The organism is Mucilaginibacter pankratovii, from assembly GCF_014773265.1.
GTDB lineage: Bacteria > Bacteroidota > Bacteroidia > Sphingobacteriales > Sphingobacteriaceae > Mucilaginibacter > Mucilaginibacter pankratovii.
On the sequence record NZ_JACWMY010000014.1, the window covers coordinates 77,441 to 96,562 of the forward strand.

Below are 19,122 nucleotides of genomic sequence, written 5' to 3' on the forward strand. Positions count from 1 at the left end.
CAATGCCTGTGGAAAAGTTGACTGCAATTATTAATTGCAGTTTTGCTTTACTCCGCTACTTCCCCATGCAACACCACTTTGTTTTTGCCATAGTTAAAACTATAGTCCACGTCGGCAATTAATTCCTTCCCGTTGAAATGGCAGGTAATAGTTTCTGTGTGCGGGCTTTCGATATAGCGTAGTTTCAATTGCAAATCCTGACTGGCGCTCCATCCGTAGCTGCCAAATACTTTATAGGGCACAAGTATGGAGAAATCTTCCCTTGCGGCGGTAACTAAGCCAGGGCCCTGCATATCCGTTTGGCCCGCTAGCCATTTTCCGTTTGCGAAATTGAGCGTATACGTTGCTGCGTCCTTTTTCAATGTAACGCGGTACACGCCATTGGTGGAGCTAAAGGCTATCGAACGGATATTTAAAACGTTAGGCTTAAGGGTGTAAGTTTTGTTGAATGTGCCATTTGTGCTATTGCTTGCCCCGGTTGCGGGCGGCAGGCTTAAGGCCGCTAAGTGTTTAACCAGTTTATCATCTGCGGCTGGATTAGCGGGCAACGCTTTGGGCTGCATGGCCGGCAGCAGGTATTTCCATACCAGGTTTAGTTCTCCCTGCATATCACTTGTTTCGGAAGTGATGGCGATAACGGCATCCTGATCGGGCATTACAATGATGTACTGGCCGAAGGCACCGTCTGCACGGAACGCGTTATTACGGCAGCGCCAAAACTGGTAACAATAACCCTGCATCCAATCGCTCGAATCTTTTTTACTTTGGGGCACGCCCGGTGCCTGGTCTATCTTAAACGTTGTGGCCTCTGTAACCCATGCTTCCGGTATTACCTGCTTGCCCTGCCATTTTCCTTTTTGCAGGTACAGCTGCCCCATTTTTGCCAACGCTTCGGTTTCTACCCGCAGGCCCCAGCCGCCGGTGTTAATGCCTTGTTTGTTAATTTCCCAGTCCATATCGCTGATGCCCAGCGGCTCAAAGAGGCGCGGCTTAAGATAGTCCACTTCTTTTTGCCCTGTTACCTTTTGCACAATGGCCGATAGCATAAATGTTGCCAGCGAGTTGTATAAGAACTGGCTTCCCGGTTTATAGGCGATGGGCAGTGCCAGGAAAGCTTTTACCCAATCATCTTTTGTGGATACAACAGGGCCCGTTGGATCGGCAGATTGCCCTACCGACATGGTCAGCAGATCCTTAACCGTTAACGCTGCAAGATACGGGCTTATGGTATCGGGCAAACTACCTGGAAAAAACGATACCACTTTATCATTTACCGAGATCCGCTTTTCGCTCACCGCGAAGCCAATGGCCGTGGAAGTGAAACTTTTACTGCAGCTGTAAAGGCTGTGCCGTAGCTTAGGAGCATAGGGGCTCCACCAGCCCTGCGCTACTACTTTGCCATGCCTAAGCATCATAAAGCTATGAAACTCGTGTTTGCCTTCTACGGCATTTAAAAAGCTATCTATAGCGGCGGCAGAAACACCCTCTGCTTCGGGTGTGCTTGCAGGGAAACTGCTTTTTGTTTGGGCATAAAGCGCGGCGTTAGATAGTAAAAAACAAATAACTGCGAGCCGCTTGGCAACGCGCAAAAATGGTGAAGTATAGATTTGCATTCCGGTAATTGTTAGGCTGATAATTGGAGTGAAAATAGGGATTTTTAATTGGAAAAAAATTGCGCGGGAGACGTTGTTGCTGGTGTTGGGATTTCATTGACCGCCAGCCAGGTCTTTTTCACATGGTATTAATACAATTCAAACAAAACCGCGTTTTTTTAGTTATTTTGCTTTACCACTAATGCCAGCCTGCAGCCCATGCAAATAACCGACGGAGCGGATCTACACAACGCAGTGCTTTATGCGCCTATCGGCATCTGTATTTTAAATGCCGATACGCTCGTTGCCGAAATAGTTAACGATAAATTTCTGGAGGTAGCGGGCAAACCTTACGAGGCCATTCACGGGCATTTTTATTGGGATACATTTGCAGAGGCCCGGCCTTACTACGAAGCGGCAGTAGCCGGTGTTGTAGCAAGCGGCGAGCCGTACCATGCAGACGAGGTTAAACTGATGCTCGTTCGGCACGGCCGCGAGGAAACCATCTTTGTTACTTTTGTTTACGCACCGGTAAAAGATGAGGCAGGTAAGCTAAACAAAGTAGCCGTTTGGGTGCTCGAAAATACCAAACAAGTAAACGAGCGCCAGGCGGCCGGGGCGGCCTTTCAAAAGGAACGCGACCTGCTCCATGCGTTTTTTATGCAGGCACCCGCGGGCATCTGTATCTTAAGCGGCCCAAATTTAGTTTACGAACTGGTGAACCCCGGTTATGAGCAACTGCTTCCCGGCAGGGAATTATTAAATCGCCCTATTTTTGAGGCATTACCCGAGCTTGTGGGCACACCTTTACAGGAAATAGTATGGAATGTTTACCATACAGGAAAGCCTTACGAAGTGAATGAACTATTGGTGCCCTTAGCGGACGAGGAAGGGGGCCCGGTGCGGGACCGTTATTTTAGCTTTAATTACCTGCCACGCCGCAACCAAAACAACGAGGTGGACGGTATAATAGCTTTTGTGTATGATGTTACTTCCATAATGAGTGCGCGACTAAACCAGTTGGACAAGAACAAGCAACTAACGGCCACCAACGAAGAGCAAGCCGCTTTTAACGAAGAACTGGCCGCCACTAACGAAGAACTGGCTACCACCAACGAAGAACTGGCCGCCACTAACGATGAGTTAAACGCCATGCAGCAGCGCCTGGAAGATGCCAACCAGGAACTGGCCACCAGCACATCGCGCCTGCGTATGGCTATCGAATCTACCAAATTGGGCACCTGGGACTATGACCCGCAAACGGGAGCGCTGTATTGGTCGCAGGAATGCCGCGACATTTATGGGATCCCGCCTAACCAGCCCGCTACTTTTGCTACTTTTTCTGATCATATTCATCCCGATGACCATGATTGGGTACAGGCGGCAATAGCGCAGGCCATCCATCCCGAAAAGGGAGGCCGTTACGAGCTTAATTTCCGCATCAATCGTTTTGATAACGGCGAAACCCGCTGGATAAAGGTGCATGGGAAGGTTTATTTTGAAGAAGGCGTAGCCACCCGTTTTATAGGAACGGTGCTGGATATCACAGATATGAAAGTCGCTGAGGAGCAGAGTGCCAAACTGGCCGCCATTATCCAGTCGTCGGATGATGCCATCATCAGCAAAACCTTCGAAAGTGTTATTACGAGCTGGAATGATTCGGCCGAGCGCGTATTTGGCTATACCGCCGAGGAGATGATAGGCGAGTCTATCTACAAACTCATCCCGCCAGACCGGTATGAAGAAGAGCCGCGAATCCTGGCAACCATAAGAACGGGCGAACGCGTAGACCATTTTGAAACCCAACGATTAACTAAAGACGGGCGGCTGATAGATGTTTCGGTAACGGTATCGCCGGTTAAGGATAATTTGGGCAATATCATCGGCCTATCCAAAATAGCCCGTGATATCACCGAAAAGAAACTGGACGAAACCCGTAAGGGCGATTTTATAGGGATGGTGAGCCACGAGCTGAAAACCCCGCTAACTTCGTTGGGAGCCATCATCCAGGTAGCTAATGCTAAACTGAAGAACAGTGAAGATACTTTTTTATCCGGCGCGATGCAAAAAGCAAACCACCACATCAAACGCATGACAGCCATGATCAATGGTTTCCTCAATATCTCCCGCCTTGAATCAGGAAAGATCCATATAGAGAAGCAAGACTTTGATATGGAAACCCTGATCTCTGATGTGATTGAAGAAGCCAACCTTACGGTTACTACCCACCTGATACATTTTGTACAATGCCCGCCAATCACAGTGCGCGCCGATAGGGATAAGATAGGGTCTGTGATCTCAAATTTTATCAGTAACGCGGTCAAATACTCGCCAAAAGGAAATAATATAGCAGTTGCATGCAGTGCAACGGATACCGAACTTATTGTAAGTGTAAAAGACGAGGGTATGGGTATAAAGCCCGGCGACCTGGAAAAGATCTTTGATCGCTACTATCGCGTGGAAACCACTCATACCCGCCATATCTCCGGCTTTGGTATTGGCTTGTATTTAAGCTCCGAGATCATCCAGCGCCATGGCGGCCGGGTATGGGCAGAAAGCCAAAGCGGAGTAGGGTCGACGTTTTATTTTAGTTTGCCGCTTTGATCTTGGTAAAGCTGCGCCAATATAGGCTGGCGTGTACTTATTGCTATGCTGCCACTTACCCCAGCACAGATACCGCCAAATTAATAATATCATCAAAAACGGCCCGCTCGTTGGTAGATTTTGCGGTTACCTGTACGCCTTTTATGGTATTGAACATAAACCTGGCCAGCGCGCGCGCGTCCTGGTGACCGGCTATCTCGCCCTTTTCCTGCCCTCTTTTAATCACCGTAAAAAATGCGTCTTCAATCTGCTGGTCGTTCTTTTGGATCATTTCGCTTACCTGCTTATCGTGCAGCGCTACCTCTACCTCGGCATTCACCATAAAGCAGCCTTTCTGGCTTTTATCGTTCAAAAGATTAGCTATAACGTACTCTAAAAGGGTTCTGATGATCTCTTTTGCGGGCCTATCGCTGTTGGTTATCTGGCAGAAATTTCCGGAGTTTGCGCATTGGTAGCTTTCCAGCGCCTTCAAAAACAAGGTGTGCTTATCCCCATAGGTATCATACAGGCTGGAGCGGCTGATGCCCAGGCCGTCTACCAGGTCCTGCATAGAAGTGCCATTATATCCCTTAAGCCAGAATATGTTTACGGCCTTGTTCAGTACCTCTGCTTCATCAAAATCTTTCGTTCTTGCCATAACCTAAAATAGCTTTGCTTAATATTAAGCAAAGCTATTGATTTTTAACATGTTTATTAGAAGCCTCACCTAATCCTCTCCAAAGGAGAGGACTTTAAAATATTTCCTTCTCCTTTGGAGAAGGTGCCCAAAGGGCGGATGAGGCAAACGATCTTATTACCTTACACCACCACCTGCAAGCAGGGTTTCGTTGGTTAACCAACGCGAATCTTCTGAAGCCAGGAATACCGCTATCAGCGCAATATCTTCCGGCTGACCGATACGGCCCAGCGGTGTAGTTTTAACCGCTTCGTGATGGAAATCGCTGCCAATAAAACCTGCTGTATGCGTGCCTTCGGTTTCTACCATACCCGGGTTAATCGAGTTTACCCTGATGTTTTTTGGGCCAAGCTCTTTTGCCAGTACGTGAGTAATGGCATCAACAGCGCCTTTGGTAGCACTGTAAACAGCACTGCCCGCAGGGGTAATATTACTCACTACCGAACCAATGTTGATAATGCTGCCACCATTAGGGTTAAAGCTGGCCACTGCACCCTGTGTGGCTAACAGCAAACCAAGTACGTTGGTATCAAACTGGTTGTGGAAATGTTCTTCGGTTATTTGCTCTATCTGGCCAAATTCGTACACGCCTGCATTGTTCACCAGGATATCGGTAGGGCCAAAGGCTTTCGTGGTTTCGTCAAACAAGCGGGTTACATCGGCTTTGCTTGATACGCTGCCTTGTACGGCGATGGCTTTGCCACCGGCGGCTACAATTTCATCTACCACTTTATCGGCACCTGCTTTTGATGATGAATAATTTACTACTACCGAAGCACCTGCTGCTGCAAGGCTTTTGGCTATACCGGCACCAATACCTTTAGAGGCGCCTGTTACTACTGCTACTTTATTTTCTAACTTTTTCATTTTGAGTTTTCGATTAGTTTTGTTTATTGGAATAATCGTTCCGCAAATATACAGCGTATTTGGAACGAGCGTTCTGTTATTTTGAATTATTATTTTGGGGTGACAAAAGGAGCAGGGGAGGAATTTTCGTTGGGGCAATTTACTCACCCCGACGGCACTTCGTGCGTCGACCCTCTCTGCTCCGCAAAGAGGGTGAAGAAGAGAAAAGAAAATAACTCCCCTCTTTCCGAAGGAGAGAGGGGTTGGGGGTGAGTTAACTCACTACGAGGACGTAAATGAAACAATTCCTCTACATTTAAACAATCTTCACAAACATTAAAAGTAATTTATACTTTAGCTTTAAATTACTATGCACGCATAATGATAGGACAGGTTATTTTCATCATCATTCTATTAGCTGCCGTTTACCTGTTCGGTAAAAACGTGGCAAAAGTAAGGCGCAATATTTTGTTAGGGAAGGATACCGACCGCAGCGATAACCCCACCGCCCGCTGGCGCATTATGGCAAAAGTGGCTCTCGGCCAAACCAAAATGGTGAAACGCCCCACCGCCGCGGTAATGCACTTTTTTATTTATGTGGGCTTTGTGATCATCAACCTCGAGGTGCTCGAGATCATGATCGACGGTATCTTCGGTTCGCACCGGGTGTTTTCCAAACCACTGGGCAGCCTGTATGGCTTGCTGATAGGCGGTTTTGAGGTGCTGGCGCTGCTGGTGCTGGTATCCTGCGTGGTGTTCCTCGCGAGGCGCAATATTTTAAAGTTAAGGCGTTTTAGCGGTACCGAGATGACCGCCTGGCCAAAATCCGACGCGAATTATATCCTTACCATCGAAATTTTGTTGATGATGGCCTTCCTAACTATGAACGCCGCTGATTATAAACTACAGGCCCTGCATTTTGGGCATTATGTTACCGCTGGGAGTTTCCCGGTGAGCGCTTTAATAGCGCCTTTGTTGCCGGCCGGTGCCGATGCGCTGGCCACCATAGAGCGGGGCTGCTGGTGGTTCCACATTATTGGCATACTGGCCTTTTTAAATTACCTGCCGTATTCCAAGCACTTCCATATTTTACTGGCTTTCCCCAATGTGTACTATTCTAACTTAAAGCCTAAAGGCGAATTTAGTAATATGGCATCCGTTACCAACGAGGTGAAGGCCATGCTCGATCCATCCTTTGTGCCCGAAACTACCGAGATAAGCCGCTTTGGCGTAAAGGATGTAACCGACCTCACCTGGAAAAACCTGATGGAGGCTTACACCTGTACCGAATGCGGCAGATGCACCTCCGTTTGCCCGGCCAATATTACGGGTAAGTTATTATCGCCCCGTAAAATTATGATGGATACCCGCGACAGGCTAACCGAGGTGGGCAATAACATAGATAAGCACGGCAAGGATTATACCGACGATAAGACGTTACTGGATAACTACATCACCCGCGAGGAATTATGGGCCTGTACCACCTGTAACGCCTGCGTGGAGGCCTGCCCGGTGAACATCAATCCGCTGGAAATTATTACGGAGATGCGCCGTTACGTGGTGATGGAAGAATCGCAGGCGCCGGCCAGCCTCAATAATATGTTTGGCAATATGGAAAATAATGGCGCCCCCTGGAAATACAGCCAGGCCGACCGTTTTAATTGGGCAGAGAAAGAATAATAGATAGTATAGAAAGAACAGGAATGGCAAACGACAGCGCAACAACAGAAAGAAATTATCAATTATTCATCGAACGGGTGGCCGCATCAAAATTGGTGTGGGGATTAAAAAGTAAGAACGGGTGGGCCAACTCCCATTCGGCAGATAGCGAGGATACGGATGTGGTGCCATTTTGGTCGGAACGGGCGTACGCTAAGGCTTGTGCACGGGATGATTGGAAAGACTTTACACCTACCGAAATTCCGCTGGGCCAGTTTTTAGAGAACTGGTGCGTTGGCATGGCCGAAGATGATACGCTCATCGGCATCAACTGGGACCCCAAAATGCTTGGCGAGGAGGAAGACGCTTTAGGCATAGCGCTTGATGTGGCGACCCAGTTAAAAGTGATCAATTCGGCTATTAAATTTACCGGCTATGCCAGCATAGACGAATTTATTGCCGAAATAAGTGAAGATGAATAACCAGGTAAGTTATCAGTTGCCGGTTTGCAGCGGCAGTTTTTAAAATAGAAGATGGAAGAAATTCTAAATAATTCCGAAATCGGACATTCGAAATCCGAAACCCTAACCGTGCCTACCATGGCGCAGATGGTTGCCGAAGGCAACACACCCGAAATACTTTTCTGGGTAGGCTGTGCCGGCAGTTTTGATGAGCGCGCGCAAAAAATAACCCGAGATATCTGCAAGATATTGCAGCATGTAGGCATCAGCTATGCCGTATTGGGTACCGAAGAAAGCTGCACCGGCGACCCGGCCAAACGGGCTGGTAATGAATTCCTGTTCCAGATGCAGGCCATGACTAATATTGAGCTATTGAACGCCTACGAGGTTAAAAAGATAGTGACCGGCTGCCCGCATTGCTTCAACACCATAGCCAACGAATACCCGGGCCTGGGCGGCAAGTACGAGGTGATCCACCATACGCAGCTCATCCAGGGCCTTATCAACGAGGGCAAGCTTAAAGCCGAAGGCGGCGAAAGCTTTAAGGGGCGCCGTATCACCTTTCACGACCCATGTTACCTCGGCCGCGGCAACGGCGTTTATGAAGCGCCACGCGCCGCTCTCGAGATCCTGGACACCGAACTGGTAGAAATGAAACGCTGCAAAAGCAACGGCCTGTGCTGCGGCGCCGGCGGTGCCCAAATGTTTAAAGAACCCGAGCCCGGCAAAAAAGACATCAACGCCGAGCGTATGACCGATGTACTGGAAGCCAAAGCCGATGTTATAGCTTCCGGCTGCCCCTTCTGCATGACGATGCTCAGTGATGGTGTTAAACACATTAACAAAGAGCAGGATATAAAAGTGCTGGATATTGCGGAGATAACGGTACGGGCGAATGGGTTGTAAGGGGGATACCGCGTACCAACATTTTTTGTAACGGAGAAAACCCCTTTGTCCCTTTGGGGACTATCGCTTTGTAGCAAACCAGGTAAATGGTAAAATTGCGCTGTAGGGGCTACGCAATTACCCCTTCAAATGGTTGCCCGATCAAGGTAAGGGTTGCACCTACGGCGCACAAAAATTTCACTGCAATTGCTACAAAGCGCTCACCCCGAATGGGGTGAAAAAAATTGGAAAACAATAGGTTGTAGGCCTCACATCCCCTTCATCCTCAAAAAACTCAACCCCTGTTTTAAACTATCCAACCTGCCGGGAACTAATTTTTTTACGGGGATGTTAAGCGTGGTGGCCATGGAATCGAGATCGCCGGCAGGGTCATTGTAAGTTTGGATGATGATATCGTCTGTTTTGGTTTGTACCTGTAGGGTATCGGTAAGGTCGTTCCCGGGCAGGTAATTCAGGCTATTGAGGCGTTTGATATTAAAGGAATAATACTCTTGGTTACCCTGTTGATAAGTTTTTCGCAGGCGGATAAAATGATCTGTTGTGAGCATGATCTCCCATTTGATGATGTTGGGCTCGCCGGATGGGTCGTAGCTTTCCACGAGAGCCTTGTTGCCCCAGTTTACCCATTGCTGCTCATCCATAAAAGCCGCAAAGCCATATGCCAGGGGCATTATTGCCAATAATACAAGAATAAGGAATACTTTTTTCACCGCTGGTAGACGTGATTTTTGTATGACAACAAATAATATACTCAAGTTAATAAATTGAATAAATTTGCCTTATGGAATTTTCTTCACACTCAAGAGTTTGGGTATACCAATCCGACCGTAAATTAAGCCCTGCCGAAGCCCTGCAGATACAGGTGCAGCTGGATAATTTTACCACCGGTTGGACGGCCCACAACAACCAGTTGAAAGCCAAAGCCGAGATCCGCTACAACCGCTTTTTGATTTTGATAGTTGACGAAAGCCAGGCAGGCGCCAGCGGCTGCTCGATAGATAAATCGGTAAACTTTATGAAACAGCTAGAGCAGCAGTTCGGCATTAACCTGTTTGATAGATTTAACCTGGCCTACCGCGATGGCGAAGAAGTACTATCCGTTCCCCGCCAGCAGTTTGAAGAACTGTTGAAACAAGGCAAGATCAATACCGAAACCATCGTTTTTAACAACCTCGCCCAAAACGTAACCGAACTGCAAACCAAGTGGGAAGTGCCGTTTAAAGACAGCTGGCATATTCAGTTGTTTAGAGATTTGGTAGTGGGGTAAAATGAGCTACTAATTTGCCGCTATCTTTCTTATTCTTGCCTGTTCTCCAATGTACACATTGCCTGCTGCGTCTGTAGCAACATCATATGGGCCAACCATCGAGTAAGCGGTTGCATGGATGCCATCGCCCGAAAAATTATCGAACCCGGTACCGCCTATTTTAGTGATAATGCCGGTAGAATTAGTTATTTTTCTGATAATACCCCCATTTGTTTCGGCAAAGTAAATATCCCCCTTATTATCAATAGAAATGCCGAAGGGAAGATAAAGTTGAGCAGCTGTGGCAAGCCCACCGTTGCCGGTGCTTCCTCTTGCGCCGGTGCCCGCTATGGTGCTAATTACCCCGGTGGACAAAGCTATTTTTCTGATGCGATTTCCTACAAAATCTGTAAAGTAAATATTGCCTTTTGAAAAAGAAAGATCAAGTGCAGAGAGCGTTGCGGAAATTGCAGGCCCCCCATCTCCGCTAACGCCACTTATGCCGTTACCCGCAATCGTATTTATTTTACCGTCTGAAGCATTTATTTTTCTAATTCGATAGTTACTTAGGTCTGCAAAGTAAATATTGCCTACACTGTCTACAGTTATTCCCTGTGGCTCCCGAAGCTCTGCGGTTGTAGCAGGGCCGCCATCGCCGCTGAAGCCTTGCATCGGGAACATAGAGCAGCCTGCAACACAGTTTATTTTACCGTCCGGCGATATTTTGCTTATCCGGTTAGCCAGCGATTCGGTTACGTAAATATTGTTAGCCGCGTCCATCGCGATAAATACCGGAAAGGAGAGGACGGCATCAGTGGCGGCAGAATTGTTTGTATATAACCCTCCCGATTTGCCATACGAGCCTGCTATCGTGCTTATCTTACCGTCGGCAGCTGAGATCTTACGGACAAGATTATTACCACGGTCGCAAAAATAAATATCCCCTGTTTTGTTAACCAGTATACCGGCTTTGGCCGATACAAGTGCTGCAGTGGCAGGGCCGCCATCGCCAGTATAACCATCGATACCGGTGCCGGCAATAGTGCTGATAGCTGTTGAAGTTATGGCAGGCAGGCTAATTTTATGATAAGCTGTTTTGGTGCCTGCCAGTGTTACCACCAGGCTATCGGCAGTTAATTTGCTCACTATATAGTTGCCTGTTGCAGGCCCGCCAAGGTTTATGCTATATTTTATAGTATCACCACCTGTGCGCCAAAAGCCGGCGATTGGCGCAATATCCTTGTTCAGCGTATCCTGGAAAAAGAAATTATCGGTACCAAAATAAACTGTCGCCTTAGTATTCACCGTTGGTTTCCACCAGCCGGTAAGTAGTGCTTTATCTATAGTAGTAGTGGGTGTTTTGGTTGTATCGGTAGGGACGTCGGGCTTTTCCGGGAAAACAGGTGCATCGATCTTACACGCCGTTAAGTATATTAACAAGCAGCAGATGTAAAATAATGGGTATATTTTTTTTATCACGGTATAAGTAATTGAATAAAACTAAAGTACTGATTTTCTGCTTATGATTAATCATCACTTAAATTTATTTCTTTATTAATAATCGCATGTTCATCATCAACCTCCACTACATTGTTCCGCTGGAAGAACTGGATGCCCACATGGATGCCCACGTAAAATACCTTAAAAAGTATTACGAGGCTGATGTGTTTTTAATGTCGGGAAGGAAAGTGCCGCGCACAGGAGGGATTATCATTGCCCAGGCAGATTCTAAGGAGATACTGGAAACGATAATTGCCGAAGACCCCTTCTTCCAGCATAAACTGGCGGAATTTACCATTACCGAGTTTTTGGCATCGCAGGCGCACCCGGGTCTCAAAGCTTTGCTGCGCGATTGATTTTTTTGCAATTCTCTATTTTGCGCTATATTGCATTATGGAACAGTATGATAACCGCGTTGACGCCTATATTGAGAAGGCGGCAGATTTTGCGAAACCCATTTTAAAACACCTGCGCCAACTGGTGCACCGTGCCTCGCCCGAGATAACCGAAACCATGAAATGGAGCGCTCCCTTTTTTGAATACAACGGTGTGCTTTGCTTTATGATGGCTTTTAAGCAACATGCGGGTTTTGGTTTTTGGAAAGCCGACCAGCTGCCCGATCCGCACGGGATACTGCATACCGAAGGCGGCGAATCTGCAGGGAGTATTGGCAAACTTACCACTGTTGCCGATATCCCGGAGGATGATATCCTGATATGGTACATCCGCCAGGCCATAGCGCAAAAAGGTGCTCTAAAAGGGGCAAAGCCCGCCGCAAAAAAGGCTGTGGCCAAACCTGCCGCCGCCGCGCCGGATACACCCGACTATTTGGCCGAACTGCTTGATAAAAATCATGGGGCGAAAACGTACTTCGAAAAATTTAGCCCCTCTCAAAAAAAGGAATATATCACCTGGTTTGAAGATGCGAAAAGCGAAGCCACCCGCGAAAAGCGTTTAAAGGAAGGGTTGGAATGGATAAGCGAGGGGAAGACGAGGCATTGGAAGTATAAAAACTGCTGATTTCTCCATTTCGCTGATCAAAGCTCCCCCTTAAGGGCTATTGTGTACCCACCTGTTTCCCTGCCCCATTCGGGGCTAACGCTTTGTAGTATTTATGAAAAAAAGCTTTTGTGCGCCATAGGTGCAGCCTTAAATTTGCAGGTTAATCGAACAAGCAAGCGATAGGGTAGCCCTTACAGGGCAATTCTTATTAATTGTTTGTTTTGCTACAAAGCGATTGTCCCTAGCGGGACAAAGAATTTTTTTGCAGAAGATGTGGTACCCGGTAGCCGCCAGGGGCTTCGCCTAAAACTCCAGCGGGCCTAACCTGCGCATATTAGCCCTGATGAGATACTGCCGGTGTTTTAAATAACGGGTAGGATTGGTAGCCGACCATTTGCGTGGGTTGGGGAAGATCACTGCAATAGCTGCCGCCTGCCGGTTGGTAAGCTTTGATGCCGGTTTATGAAAGTAAGCCTGCGATGCCGCCTCGATGCCGTAGATGCCATCGCCCATTTCTATCACATTAAGGTACACCTCCATTACGCGTTTTTTGCTCCAGCAGATCTCTATCAATACGGTGAACCAAGCCTCTAAACCCTTGCGGATAAATGAACGCCCCTGGTAAAGGAAAATGTTTTTGGCGGTTTGCTGGGTGATGGTGCTGCCGCCAATCAGCTTTTTACTTTTGGCGTTCTTTTGAATGGCACGCTGTATGGCCTTAAAATCGAAGCCGTGGTTCTCTAAAAAAGTTTGGTCCTCGGCGGCAACGGCGGCGCGTTTCATGGGGTCGGCAATATCTTCAAAGTCAACCCATTCCTTGTCTACCTTCCACTCTTTGCCGGCAGCTTTTTGCTCAAAACCACGCTGTATCATCAGCCAGGTAAAAGGCGGATTTACAAAGCGGAAAAGCAGCACCCCTAAAATACTTAGCCCTACAAAGGTGATGAAGGCGAGTTTTAAGATGCGGAAAATGAGCCTTAACACACCCCCGATTTTTGAATTAGAGCCGCGATACCTTGATTTGGAGTTTGATTTTTTGGAAGATTGAGTGCGTGCCATTTGTGATGCTAATCTATAAAACAAAAAAGGAGTTCTGCTAAGCAAAACTCCTTTTTTATGGTTCTAAACGTTTTTCAAAATCCGAAATTGAACATCCGAAATTCGAAATCAGCCTAAATTACTCAGCTACTACTTCAAAAGGTACCTGAACTTTTACTTCTTTATGCAGGTTTACGTTTGCAACGTACTCGCCAACAAATTTTGGCTCCTGATCAAAAGTGATGCGGCGACGGTCAACTTCAAAACCTTCTTTTTTCAATGCATCAGCAACCTGTATGGTATTGATAGCACCGAAGATCTTGCCGCTTTCGCCAGCTTTAGCGCCGATGGTAAGTTTAACACCTTCCAAACGGGCAGCAATAGCATCAGCATCTTTGCGTATTTTATCTTGTTTAAATTGAGCCTGTTTCAGGTTCTCTGCTAATACTTTACGTGCAGATTCTGTGGCTAATATGGCATAACCCTTAGGGATAAGGAAATTACGGCCATAACCTGGTTTAACGCTTACTACATCGTCTTTATCGCCCAGGTTTTTTACATCTTGTTTTAAAATAACTTCCATTTTGTAAACCTCCTGATTATTTTAATGAATCTGTAACGTAAGGTAATAAACCAATGTGGCGTGCACGTTTAACAGCTTGGGCCACTTTACGCTGAAATTTTAATGAAGTACCGGTTAAACGGCGTGGTAATACTTTACCCTGATCGTTAATAAACTTCAACAAAAAGTTAGCGTCTTTATAATCGATATACTTAATACCATTCTTTTTAAAACGGCAGTATTTTTTACGGTTATCCTCTACTTTAGGGGCGGTAACGTATTTAATTTGGTCGTTTGCCATTATTTGCTTTCCTCCGCTTTAGCTACAGGCTTTTTGTTGAAAGCACCGCTGCGTTTTTTCTCGTTGTATGCTACTGCATGTTTATCCAGCGCAATGGTAAGGAAGCGTAAAACACGCTCATCGCGCCTTAATTCAACTTCCACTTTGTTAATTACTTCACCGGGAGCCCTGAATTCAGTTAAGTGATAGTACCCTGTAGTCTTTTTTTGAATAGGGTACGCAAGTTTTTTCAAACCCCAATTATCCTCCTGGACAATTTCGGCTCCGTTGTCTGTTAAAACTTTGCTGTATTTGGCGATAGCCTCGGCAGCTGTTTCTGTTGACAACAACGGGGTTAGAACGATCACGATTTCGTACTGTTGCATTGTTATACTTTGATTTTTAATTAAATACCCCGCTATTACGGGGCTGCAAATGTAGTAAGAATAATATACTTATACAAGCGTACTATCCAATTAAAAACGTATTTTGTTGCCTTAATATTTATACATGAAAAAATATTTATTGCTTTGCATCCTTTGGGGTATTTTCTTCACGGCGAAGGCTCAAACGGCCATTGGGCCCATAGAACAACGGATGACAGACAGCCTTTGTAAATGCCTGGTAAGACTCGATGTTTCGAAAATTACAACTAAACAGCAGGCGGTTTCCGCCTACACGGGTTGCGTGCAACAAAATGCCAATCTGCTGCCGGACCTGGCCGACGAGAAAAAAGTAGATATGACAGACCAGGTTGCTATGCGCGCTATAGGTATCGATCTGGGGAAAAATCTTATGAAACAAAAATGCGATGCTTTTATGAAACTGTCTACTGCTATGGTTCAAAAAGAAGCTGAAGATGCAGGCAACTTCAGCGACGGAACATTTAAACGGATTGATTCGAGAGGGTTTAACTACATCGTAATAAGCGATAGAACAGGAAGCGAAAAATCATTTTTGTGGTTGCGGCAGTTTCCGGGCTCGGAGAAACTGCAGACACCAGCGGCACAGCTTACGGGAAAAAAAATGAAAATTACCTGGCAGGAGATGGAAGTTTATCTGCCGCAGGCTAAAGGATATTATAAGGTGAAGGAAATTACTGCAGTTGAATTCTTATAAACAATTGTTAAAGCTTTTATAAGGTGTTTTTTAAAACATATTGCCACTGGTGGTCGTTTCCTAAATAAAACAAACCGTTATGCAATTTTCTGAAAGCAGGTACCAGGAGGCTGGTGTATCAGGGTTTATGTATGATACCCTTTTTTTGCAGGGGCCAATTGAGGAAGACGAAGTTTTTGAGGGCGATTGGGATGATGAAGAGGATGAAGACTTTGACGACCAGATGGAAAGCACCAATGATGAGCACGAGATACGCGTAGGCGACGATGTGCGCGAGCCCGACCCGGATGAGGACGACCATTTACCGGATGATGATCTGCAGTAACCCGCCGGCAATTTATTCACAATCCATCTCTGAAGCTTTCAGGTAAAGCAATTTCTTGCTACCTTTATACCTGTGGATAATTTTATTGTTTCGGCACGCAAATACCGCCCGGCTACCTTTGAAACCGTTGTTGGTCAGCAACATATCACCAACACGTTAAAAAACGCCATTAAAAATAACCAGCTGGCGCAGGCATTTTTGTTCTGCGGGCCAAGGGGCGTGGGCAAAACTACCTGCGCGCGTATCCTGGCAAAAACCATCAACTGTACCAATTTACTGCCCAATGGCGAGGCTTGCGGTACCTGCGATAGCTGCCGTGCTTTCCAGAATGGTAACTCCTTTAATGTACATGAGCTGGATGCGGCATCAAACAATTCGGTTGATGATATCCGCAGTTTGATAGAGCAGGTGCGCATACCGCCGCAGGCTGCCCGTTATAAAGTTTATATAATAGATGAGGTACACATGCTTTCGCAGGCGGCGTTCAACGCTTTCCTGAAAACGCTGGAAGAACCACCCAACTACGCCATATTTATATTAGCCACTACCGAGAAGCACAAAATACTGCCCACCATCCTCTCGCGATGCCAGATCTTTGATTTTAACCGCATCAGGGTAGAGGATATGGCCGGTCACCTGGCTAATATCGCTCAAAAGGAAAGCATTAGCTATGAAAACGACGGCCTGCACATCATCGCCCAAAAGGCAGATGGCGGTTTAAGGGACGCGCTCTCGATGTTCGACCAGATCGTGAGCTTTAGCGGCGGAAACGTTACCTACCGCTCGGTTATTGACAACCTTAACATACTTGATTACGATTATTACTTCAGCATAACAGATAAACTGTTGGGCGAGGATAACGCGCAATCGTTACTGCTTTTTGATGAGATATTATCCAAAGGGTTTGATGGCGCGCATTTTATATCCGGCCTGTCCGAGCACTTTCGTAACCTGCTGGTAGGTAAGGATGCAGCTACCATTAAACTGCTGGAAGTGAGCGAAACCATAAAACAGCGCTACCTGCAGCAATCGCAGGCGGCCTCTACCTCGTTCCTGCTCTCGGCCATGAATATTGCCAACCAGTGCGACATCAGTTATAAACAAAGTAAGAACCAGCGTTTGCAGGTAGAACTTGCCCTGCTGAAGATGTGTCACCTACAGTCGGTATTTAACCTGGCAACCGCGCCAATGCCTCAGGCAGTAGCTGTCCCGCAAGGGGAGTTAAAAAAAAAACCTGATACAGTAGCATCTGTGCCGCCGGCAGCGCCTGTAGTAGCCGACGAGGTACCCGTTTTGCGCGATTCGCCGCCGGTTTTTAACAGAACCGCAGCACAACCCGAGGCGCCCAGGCCGGTTACGCCATCATTGGCCCCAGCCGAAGCGGAAAAACCAAAGAATGTGTTTGTAGCTAATGTGCATTCCGGGGTAACATCTATTAAAATACCAAACAGGAAAGACCTGGGCAAGCAGGTTGAAGAGGCCTTAGCGGTAGAAGAAGACCCTTACCTAAAAGGCGATGATAAGGAGCCTTTTACCATGGATGAGTTTTTGCAATTGTGGACAAACCATGGCGCAAAGCTAAAGGCCGAAGGTAAATCTGCCAGTTTATATAACATTTTTACGTCGGTTACACCAAGGGTGCTTTCGCCCGGTAATTTTGAAATCACTGTATCTAATAAGGTACAGGAGAAGGATTTTAGAGACGAGCGGCCAAACGTGCTCAACTTTTTGCGCACCACCTTAAAAAACTTCAGCATAGAAGTGAACGCGAAGGTGGAAGAATCTACCGTGGTACGCAAGCCTTATACTTCGCTGGAGAAATTTCAGCATATGGCAGCCAAAAACCCGCAGCTGATAGATCTGAAGAATAAGTTTAACCTGGATTTTGATTAACAATACAGTTTGCAGTTGCCGGTTTGCAGTTTGCAAAATAAAAGGGATAGCTCATCAGAACTATCCCTTTTCCTATTTGTCGTTTTTAGATTAGCGACTTTCTCAACTTCTAAAACATTTCCAACTTATTTAAATCCTTCCGGCGTATCGTTTTTTGGATAACCTTCTTCGTCAAGATCGTCGCGGTCGTCTTCCGGGGTATGGGCCAGCCTGGCGTCCAACGGGTCGAGCTCTACAATTTTGCCGCTATCAATGTGCATCCCCAGCGAATCGGCATCGGTCTCTATAGAGCGTGCCGCATCATATTCGCCTTTGGTATCGTAAGGGTTGGCCTCATCATAGGTTGAACTGATATCCTCGCCGTTTTTTACGGTAGTGTCGTAAGGGTCGGGGTGATCATAGTCGGGGTCGTCGCCTTTTACATCATACTCAAAACTGCCTTCAGCCTCGTTAAAATTAAGGTCTTCGCTGTCTACAGTATCCTCGGCGTTGTTGTCCAGGTCGGTATCCCTGTATTCAGGGTCGATCTTTCCTTCTGGTCTTTCGTTATTGGTTATCATAGGTCTTTGTTTTGTACACGTTATATACATTAAAAACCCTGCCAAAAACGCCAGGCGGCAAAAACGGGCTTAGTAATGTATTTGTTTGCGGTATGAGGTAACGCCGCCAATAGCAAATTTTAGCCCGATGCTGTATTGTATCAGTTTATCCTTGCTTTTACCCGCGTCGAAACCGTCCATATTATCGTTAAAATCCATATTGTACTGCGCGCCTATGTCTACTTTAAAAGATGGCTCGTTGTACTGGTTAAATATTTTAAACTCGTAACCTAATCTTATGGGTAAAAAAAGCTCGTTGCTTTTATCGAGCCCGGTGGTAACAAAGCCGGGAGTTATCTCCGATACGCGGTTGATATTGCCATCCCGTATATCGTTCATTAAATAACCTAAACCAGCAGAAATGTACAGGTTTTTAAGCACATTGGCAGCGCCACTGCGCGAATAGTCGATCAATTCGCCGGCCTGCAGTTGTCCTTTAAATACAAAGGCAGTATAATTATTTTTAAAATACCTGCCCGATTTGGAGTGTATGTCCCCGCCTTTTAAAATACCTGCCTGTACTTCCACCACATAATTAACAAATGGGGTGTGGTTATAGGTAAAGCTGATAGAGGCAGACCCGGTTTTTGTGACTGTTTCGGCGTCACCGTAAACCCCGTTGATGTTTCCACCCAAACCAAAATCATATTGTGCGTAATCGTAGCCAATTTGTGCTTTTGATATCGAAGCAACCGAGGTTAACAGCAGGACGAAGAATGTTGTTTTTAAAAGCAACTTTATCATAATATAACAGCAATGCTACGGGAAAAATAGCGGATGATTAAATTTTTATAAAAATAGCACCTCAAGTTTA

21 protein-coding genes are annotated in these 19,122 nt (G+C 46.4%); 10 read left to right on the plus strand and 11 right to left on the minus strand.

Annotated elements, in window-relative coordinates; all coding sequences use genetic code 11:
• Positions 1 to 47: 47 nt before the first annotated feature.
• Positions 48 to 1,613, minus strand: coding sequence for a serine hydrolase domain-containing protein (locus tag IDJ77_RS23350; RefSeq protein WP_191191402.1), 1,566 nt, complete (start codon positions 1,611 to 1,613; stop codon positions 48 to 50).
• A 198-nt stretch (positions 1,614 to 1,811) separates the two neighbouring features.
• Here IDJ77_RS23350 and IDJ77_RS23355 point away from each other — a divergent pair, with 198 nt between their 5' ends.
• The gene (locus IDJ77_RS23355; protein WP_191191403.1) at positions 1,812 to 4,196 is read left to right on the plus strand and encodes a PAS domain S-box protein; all 2,385 of its coding nucleotides are present in this window, start codon (positions 1,812 to 1,814) and stop codon (positions 4,194 to 4,196) included.
• A gap of 55 nt (positions 4,197 to 4,251) precedes the next feature.
• Here IDJ77_RS23355 and IDJ77_RS23360 read toward each other — a convergent pair whose 3' ends face one another.
• Both IDJ77_RS23360 and IDJ77_RS23365 read right to left on the minus strand, forming a co-directional pair.
• On the minus strand, positions 4,252 to 4,833 hold the full coding sequence (locus tag IDJ77_RS23360; RefSeq protein ID WP_191191404.1) for a TetR/AcrR family transcriptional regulator: 582 nt from the start codon (positions 4,831 to 4,833) through the stop codon (positions 4,252 to 4,254).
• A 156-nt stretch (positions 4,834 to 4,989) separates the two neighbouring features.
• Positions 4,990 to 5,739, minus strand: coding sequence for an SDR family NAD(P)-dependent oxidoreductase (locus IDJ77_RS23365; protein ID WP_191191405.1), 750 nt, complete (start codon positions 5,737 to 5,739; stop codon positions 4,990 to 4,992).
• A 360-nt stretch (positions 5,740 to 6,099) separates the two neighbouring features.
• On the opposite strand from IDJ77_RS23365, the gene IDJ77_RS23370 reads away from it, so the two are divergent.
• Genes IDJ77_RS23370 through IDJ77_RS23380 form a run of 3 tightly spaced genes read left to right on the plus strand, consistent with a single transcriptional unit; the run spans position 6,100 to position 8,744 of the window.
• Positions 6,100 to 7,398: a (Fe-S)-binding protein gene (locus IDJ77_RS23370; protein WP_191191406.1), complete on the plus strand. Its 1,299-nt coding sequence runs from the start codon at positions 6,100 to 6,102 to the stop codon at positions 7,396 to 7,398.
• A gap of 23 nt (positions 7,399 to 7,421) precedes the next feature.
• On the plus strand, positions 7,422 to 7,859 hold the full coding sequence (locus tag IDJ77_RS23375; RefSeq protein ID WP_191191407.1) for a DUF2750 domain-containing protein: 438 nt from the start codon (positions 7,422 to 7,424) through the stop codon (positions 7,857 to 7,859).
• Between the two features lie 51 nt (positions 7,860 to 7,910).
• Positions 7,911 to 8,744, plus strand: coding sequence for a (Fe-S)-binding protein (locus tag IDJ77_RS23380; protein WP_191191408.1), 834 nt, complete (start codon positions 7,911 to 7,913; stop codon positions 8,742 to 8,744).
• Between the two features lie 248 nt (positions 8,745 to 8,992).
• Here IDJ77_RS23380 and IDJ77_RS23385 read toward each other — a convergent pair whose 3' ends face one another.
• Entirely contained in the window at positions 8,993 to 9,454 is a 462-nt protein-coding gene (locus IDJ77_RS23385; RefSeq protein ID WP_191191409.1) for a hypothetical protein, read from the minus strand.
• Between the two features lie 71 nt (positions 9,455 to 9,525).
• Between IDJ77_RS23385 and IDJ77_RS23390 the strand changes: the two genes are divergently transcribed.
• Positions 9,526 to 10,011, plus strand: a complete 486-nt coding sequence (locus tag IDJ77_RS23390) for an ABC transporter ATPase (RefSeq protein WP_191191410.1) — start codon at positions 9,526 to 9,528, stop codon at positions 10,009 to 10,011.
• Positions 10,012 to 10,020: 9 nt separating this feature from the next.
• On the opposite strand, the gene IDJ77_RS23395 is transcribed toward IDJ77_RS23390, so the two are convergent.
• A complete protein-coding gene (locus IDJ77_RS23395) occupies positions 10,021 to 11,469 on the minus strand; it encodes an NHL domain-containing protein (protein WP_191191411.1) in 1,449 nt (482 codons plus the stop codon).
• 86 nt (positions 11,470 to 11,555) lie between these two features.
• Between IDJ77_RS23395 and IDJ77_RS23400 the strand changes: the two genes are divergently transcribed.
• Positions 11,556 to 11,846 (plus strand): YciI family protein, encoded by a 291-nt coding sequence (locus IDJ77_RS23400; protein WP_191191412.1) that lies wholly within the window; start codon positions 11,556 to 11,558, stop codon positions 11,844 to 11,846.
• Between the two features lie 37 nt (positions 11,847 to 11,883).
• Positions 11,884 to 12,510 (plus strand): DUF1801 domain-containing protein, encoded by a 627-nt coding sequence (locus IDJ77_RS23405; RefSeq protein WP_191191413.1) that lies wholly within the window; start codon positions 11,884 to 11,886, stop codon positions 12,508 to 12,510.
• A gap of 285 nt (positions 12,511 to 12,795) precedes the next feature.
• On the opposite strand, the gene mtgA is transcribed toward IDJ77_RS23405, so the two are convergent.
• The 4 genes from mtgA to rpsF all read right to left on the minus strand — a co-directional run bounded on the left by mtgA (position 12,796) and on the right by rpsF (position 14,758).
• Complete coding sequence (gene mtgA / locus IDJ77_RS23410; RefSeq protein ID WP_191191414.1) at positions 12,796 to 13,551, minus strand: monofunctional biosynthetic peptidoglycan transglycosylase; 756 nt, start codon at positions 13,549 to 13,551, stop codon at positions 12,796 to 12,798.
• A gap of 118 nt (positions 13,552 to 13,669) precedes the next feature.
• Positions 13,670 to 14,113, minus strand: a complete 444-nt coding sequence (rplI, locus tag IDJ77_RS23415; RefSeq protein WP_128535914.1) for a 50S ribosomal protein L9 — start codon at positions 14,111 to 14,113, stop codon at positions 13,670 to 13,672.
• 16 nt (positions 14,114 to 14,129) lie between these two features.
• A complete protein-coding gene (rpsR, locus tag IDJ77_RS23420; protein WP_067054791.1) occupies positions 14,130 to 14,393 on the minus strand; it encodes a 30S ribosomal protein S18 in 264 nt (87 codons plus the stop codon).
• Positions 14,393 to 14,758: a 30S ribosomal protein S6 gene (gene rpsF, locus IDJ77_RS23425; RefSeq protein ID WP_191191415.1), complete on the minus strand. Its 366-nt coding sequence runs from the start codon at positions 14,756 to 14,758 to the stop codon at positions 14,393 to 14,395. The genes rpsR and rpsF overlap by 1 nt, the downstream gene beginning before the upstream one ends.
• A gap of 124 nt (positions 14,759 to 14,882) precedes the next feature.
• Between rpsF and IDJ77_RS23430 the strand changes: the two genes are divergently transcribed.
• The 3 genes from IDJ77_RS23430 (at position 14,883) to IDJ77_RS23440 (ending at position 17,709) form a co-directional block, all read left to right on the plus strand.
• Positions 14,883 to 15,491 carry a hypothetical protein gene (locus IDJ77_RS23430; protein WP_191191416.1) on the plus strand — a complete coding sequence of 203 codons (609 nt, stop codon included), beginning with the start codon at positions 14,883 to 14,885 and terminating at the stop codon, positions 15,489 to 15,491.
• A 79-nt stretch (positions 15,492 to 15,570) separates the two neighbouring features.
• On the plus strand, positions 15,571 to 15,816 hold the full coding sequence (locus IDJ77_RS23435; protein WP_191191417.1) for a hypothetical protein: 246 nt from the start codon (positions 15,571 to 15,573) through the stop codon (positions 15,814 to 15,816).
• Positions 15,817 to 15,888: 72 nt separating this feature from the next.
• Positions 15,889 to 17,709, plus strand: coding sequence for a DNA polymerase III subunit gamma/tau (locus tag IDJ77_RS23440; protein ID WP_191191418.1), 1,821 nt, complete (start codon positions 15,889 to 15,891; stop codon positions 17,707 to 17,709).
• 125 nt (positions 17,710 to 17,834) lie between these two features.
• Here IDJ77_RS23440 and IDJ77_RS23445 read toward each other — a convergent pair whose 3' ends face one another.
• Entirely contained in the window at positions 17,835 to 18,269 is a 435-nt protein-coding gene (locus IDJ77_RS23445) for a hypothetical protein (protein WP_191191419.1), read from the minus strand.
• Between the two features lie 69 nt (positions 18,270 to 18,338).
• Entirely contained in the window at positions 18,339 to 19,052 is a 714-nt protein-coding gene (locus tag IDJ77_RS23450; RefSeq protein WP_191191420.1) for a hypothetical protein, read from the minus strand.
• Positions 19,053 to 19,122 lie beyond the last annotated feature (70 nt).

Excerpts from the sequence above, each read along its gene's own strand:
- IDJ77_RS23375 (WP_191191407.1), top strand. The coding sequence starts at position 7,422 with ATGGCAAACGACAGCGCAACAACAGAAAGAAATTATCAATTATTCATC.
- IDJ77_RS23360 (WP_191191404.1), bottom strand. The coding sequence starts at position 4,833 with ATGGCAAGAACGAAAGATTTTGATGAAGCAGAGGTACTGAACAAGGCC.
- IDJ77_RS23435 (WP_191191417.1), top strand. The coding sequence starts at position 15,571 with ATGCAATTTTCTGAAAGCAGGTACCAGGAGGCTGGTGTATCAGGGTTT.
- mtgA (WP_191191414.1), bottom strand. The coding sequence starts at position 13,551 with ATGGCACGCACTCAATCTTCCAAAAAATCAAACTCCAAATCAAGGTAT.
- IDJ77_RS23350 (WP_191191402.1), bottom strand. The coding sequence starts at position 1,613 with ATGCAAATCTATACTTCACCATTTTTGCGCGTTGCCAAGCGGCTCGCA.
- rpsR (WP_067054791.1), bottom strand. The coding sequence starts at position 14,393 with ATGGCAAACGACCAAATTAAATACGTTACCGCCCCTAAAGTAGAGGAT.
- IDJ77_RS23445 (WP_191191419.1), bottom strand. The coding sequence starts at position 18,269 with ATGATAACCAATAACGAAAGACCAGAAGGAAAGATCGACCCTGAATAC.
- IDJ77_RS23355 (WP_191191403.1), top strand. The coding sequence starts at position 1,812 with ATGCAAATAACCGACGGAGCGGATCTACACAACGCAGTGCTTTATGCG.
- IDJ77_RS23400 (WP_191191412.1), top strand. The coding sequence starts at position 11,556 with ATGTTCATCATCAACCTCCACTACATTGTTCCGCTGGAAGAACTGGAT.
- rpsF (WP_191191415.1), bottom strand. The coding sequence starts at position 14,758 with ATGCAACAGTACGAAATCGTGATCGTTCTAACCCCGTTGTTGTCAACA.
- IDJ77_RS23430 (WP_191191416.1), top strand. The coding sequence starts at position 14,883 with ATGAAAAAATATTTATTGCTTTGCATCCTTTGGGGTATTTTCTTCACG.
- IDJ77_RS23380 (WP_191191408.1), top strand. The coding sequence starts at position 7,911 with ATGGAAGAAATTCTAAATAATTCCGAAATCGGACATTCGAAATCCGAA.
- rplI (WP_128535914.1), bottom strand. The coding sequence starts at position 14,113 with ATGGAAGTTATTTTAAAACAAGATGTAAAAAACCTGGGCGATAAAGAC.
- IDJ77_RS23370 (WP_191191406.1), top strand. The coding sequence starts at position 6,100 with ATGATAGGACAGGTTATTTTCATCATCATTCTATTAGCTGCCGTTTAC.
- IDJ77_RS23405 (WP_191191413.1), top strand. The coding sequence starts at position 11,884 with ATGGAACAGTATGATAACCGCGTTGACGCCTATATTGAGAAGGCGGCA.
- IDJ77_RS23365 (WP_191191405.1), bottom strand. The coding sequence starts at position 5,739 with ATGAAAAAGTTAGAAAATAAAGTAGCAGTAGTAACAGGCGCCTCTAAA.
- IDJ77_RS23450 (WP_191191420.1), bottom strand. The coding sequence starts at position 19,052 with ATGATAAAGTTGCTTTTAAAAACAACATTCTTCGTCCTGCTGTTAACC.
- IDJ77_RS23390 (WP_191191410.1), top strand. The coding sequence starts at position 9,526 with ATGGAATTTTCTTCACACTCAAGAGTTTGGGTATACCAATCCGACCGT.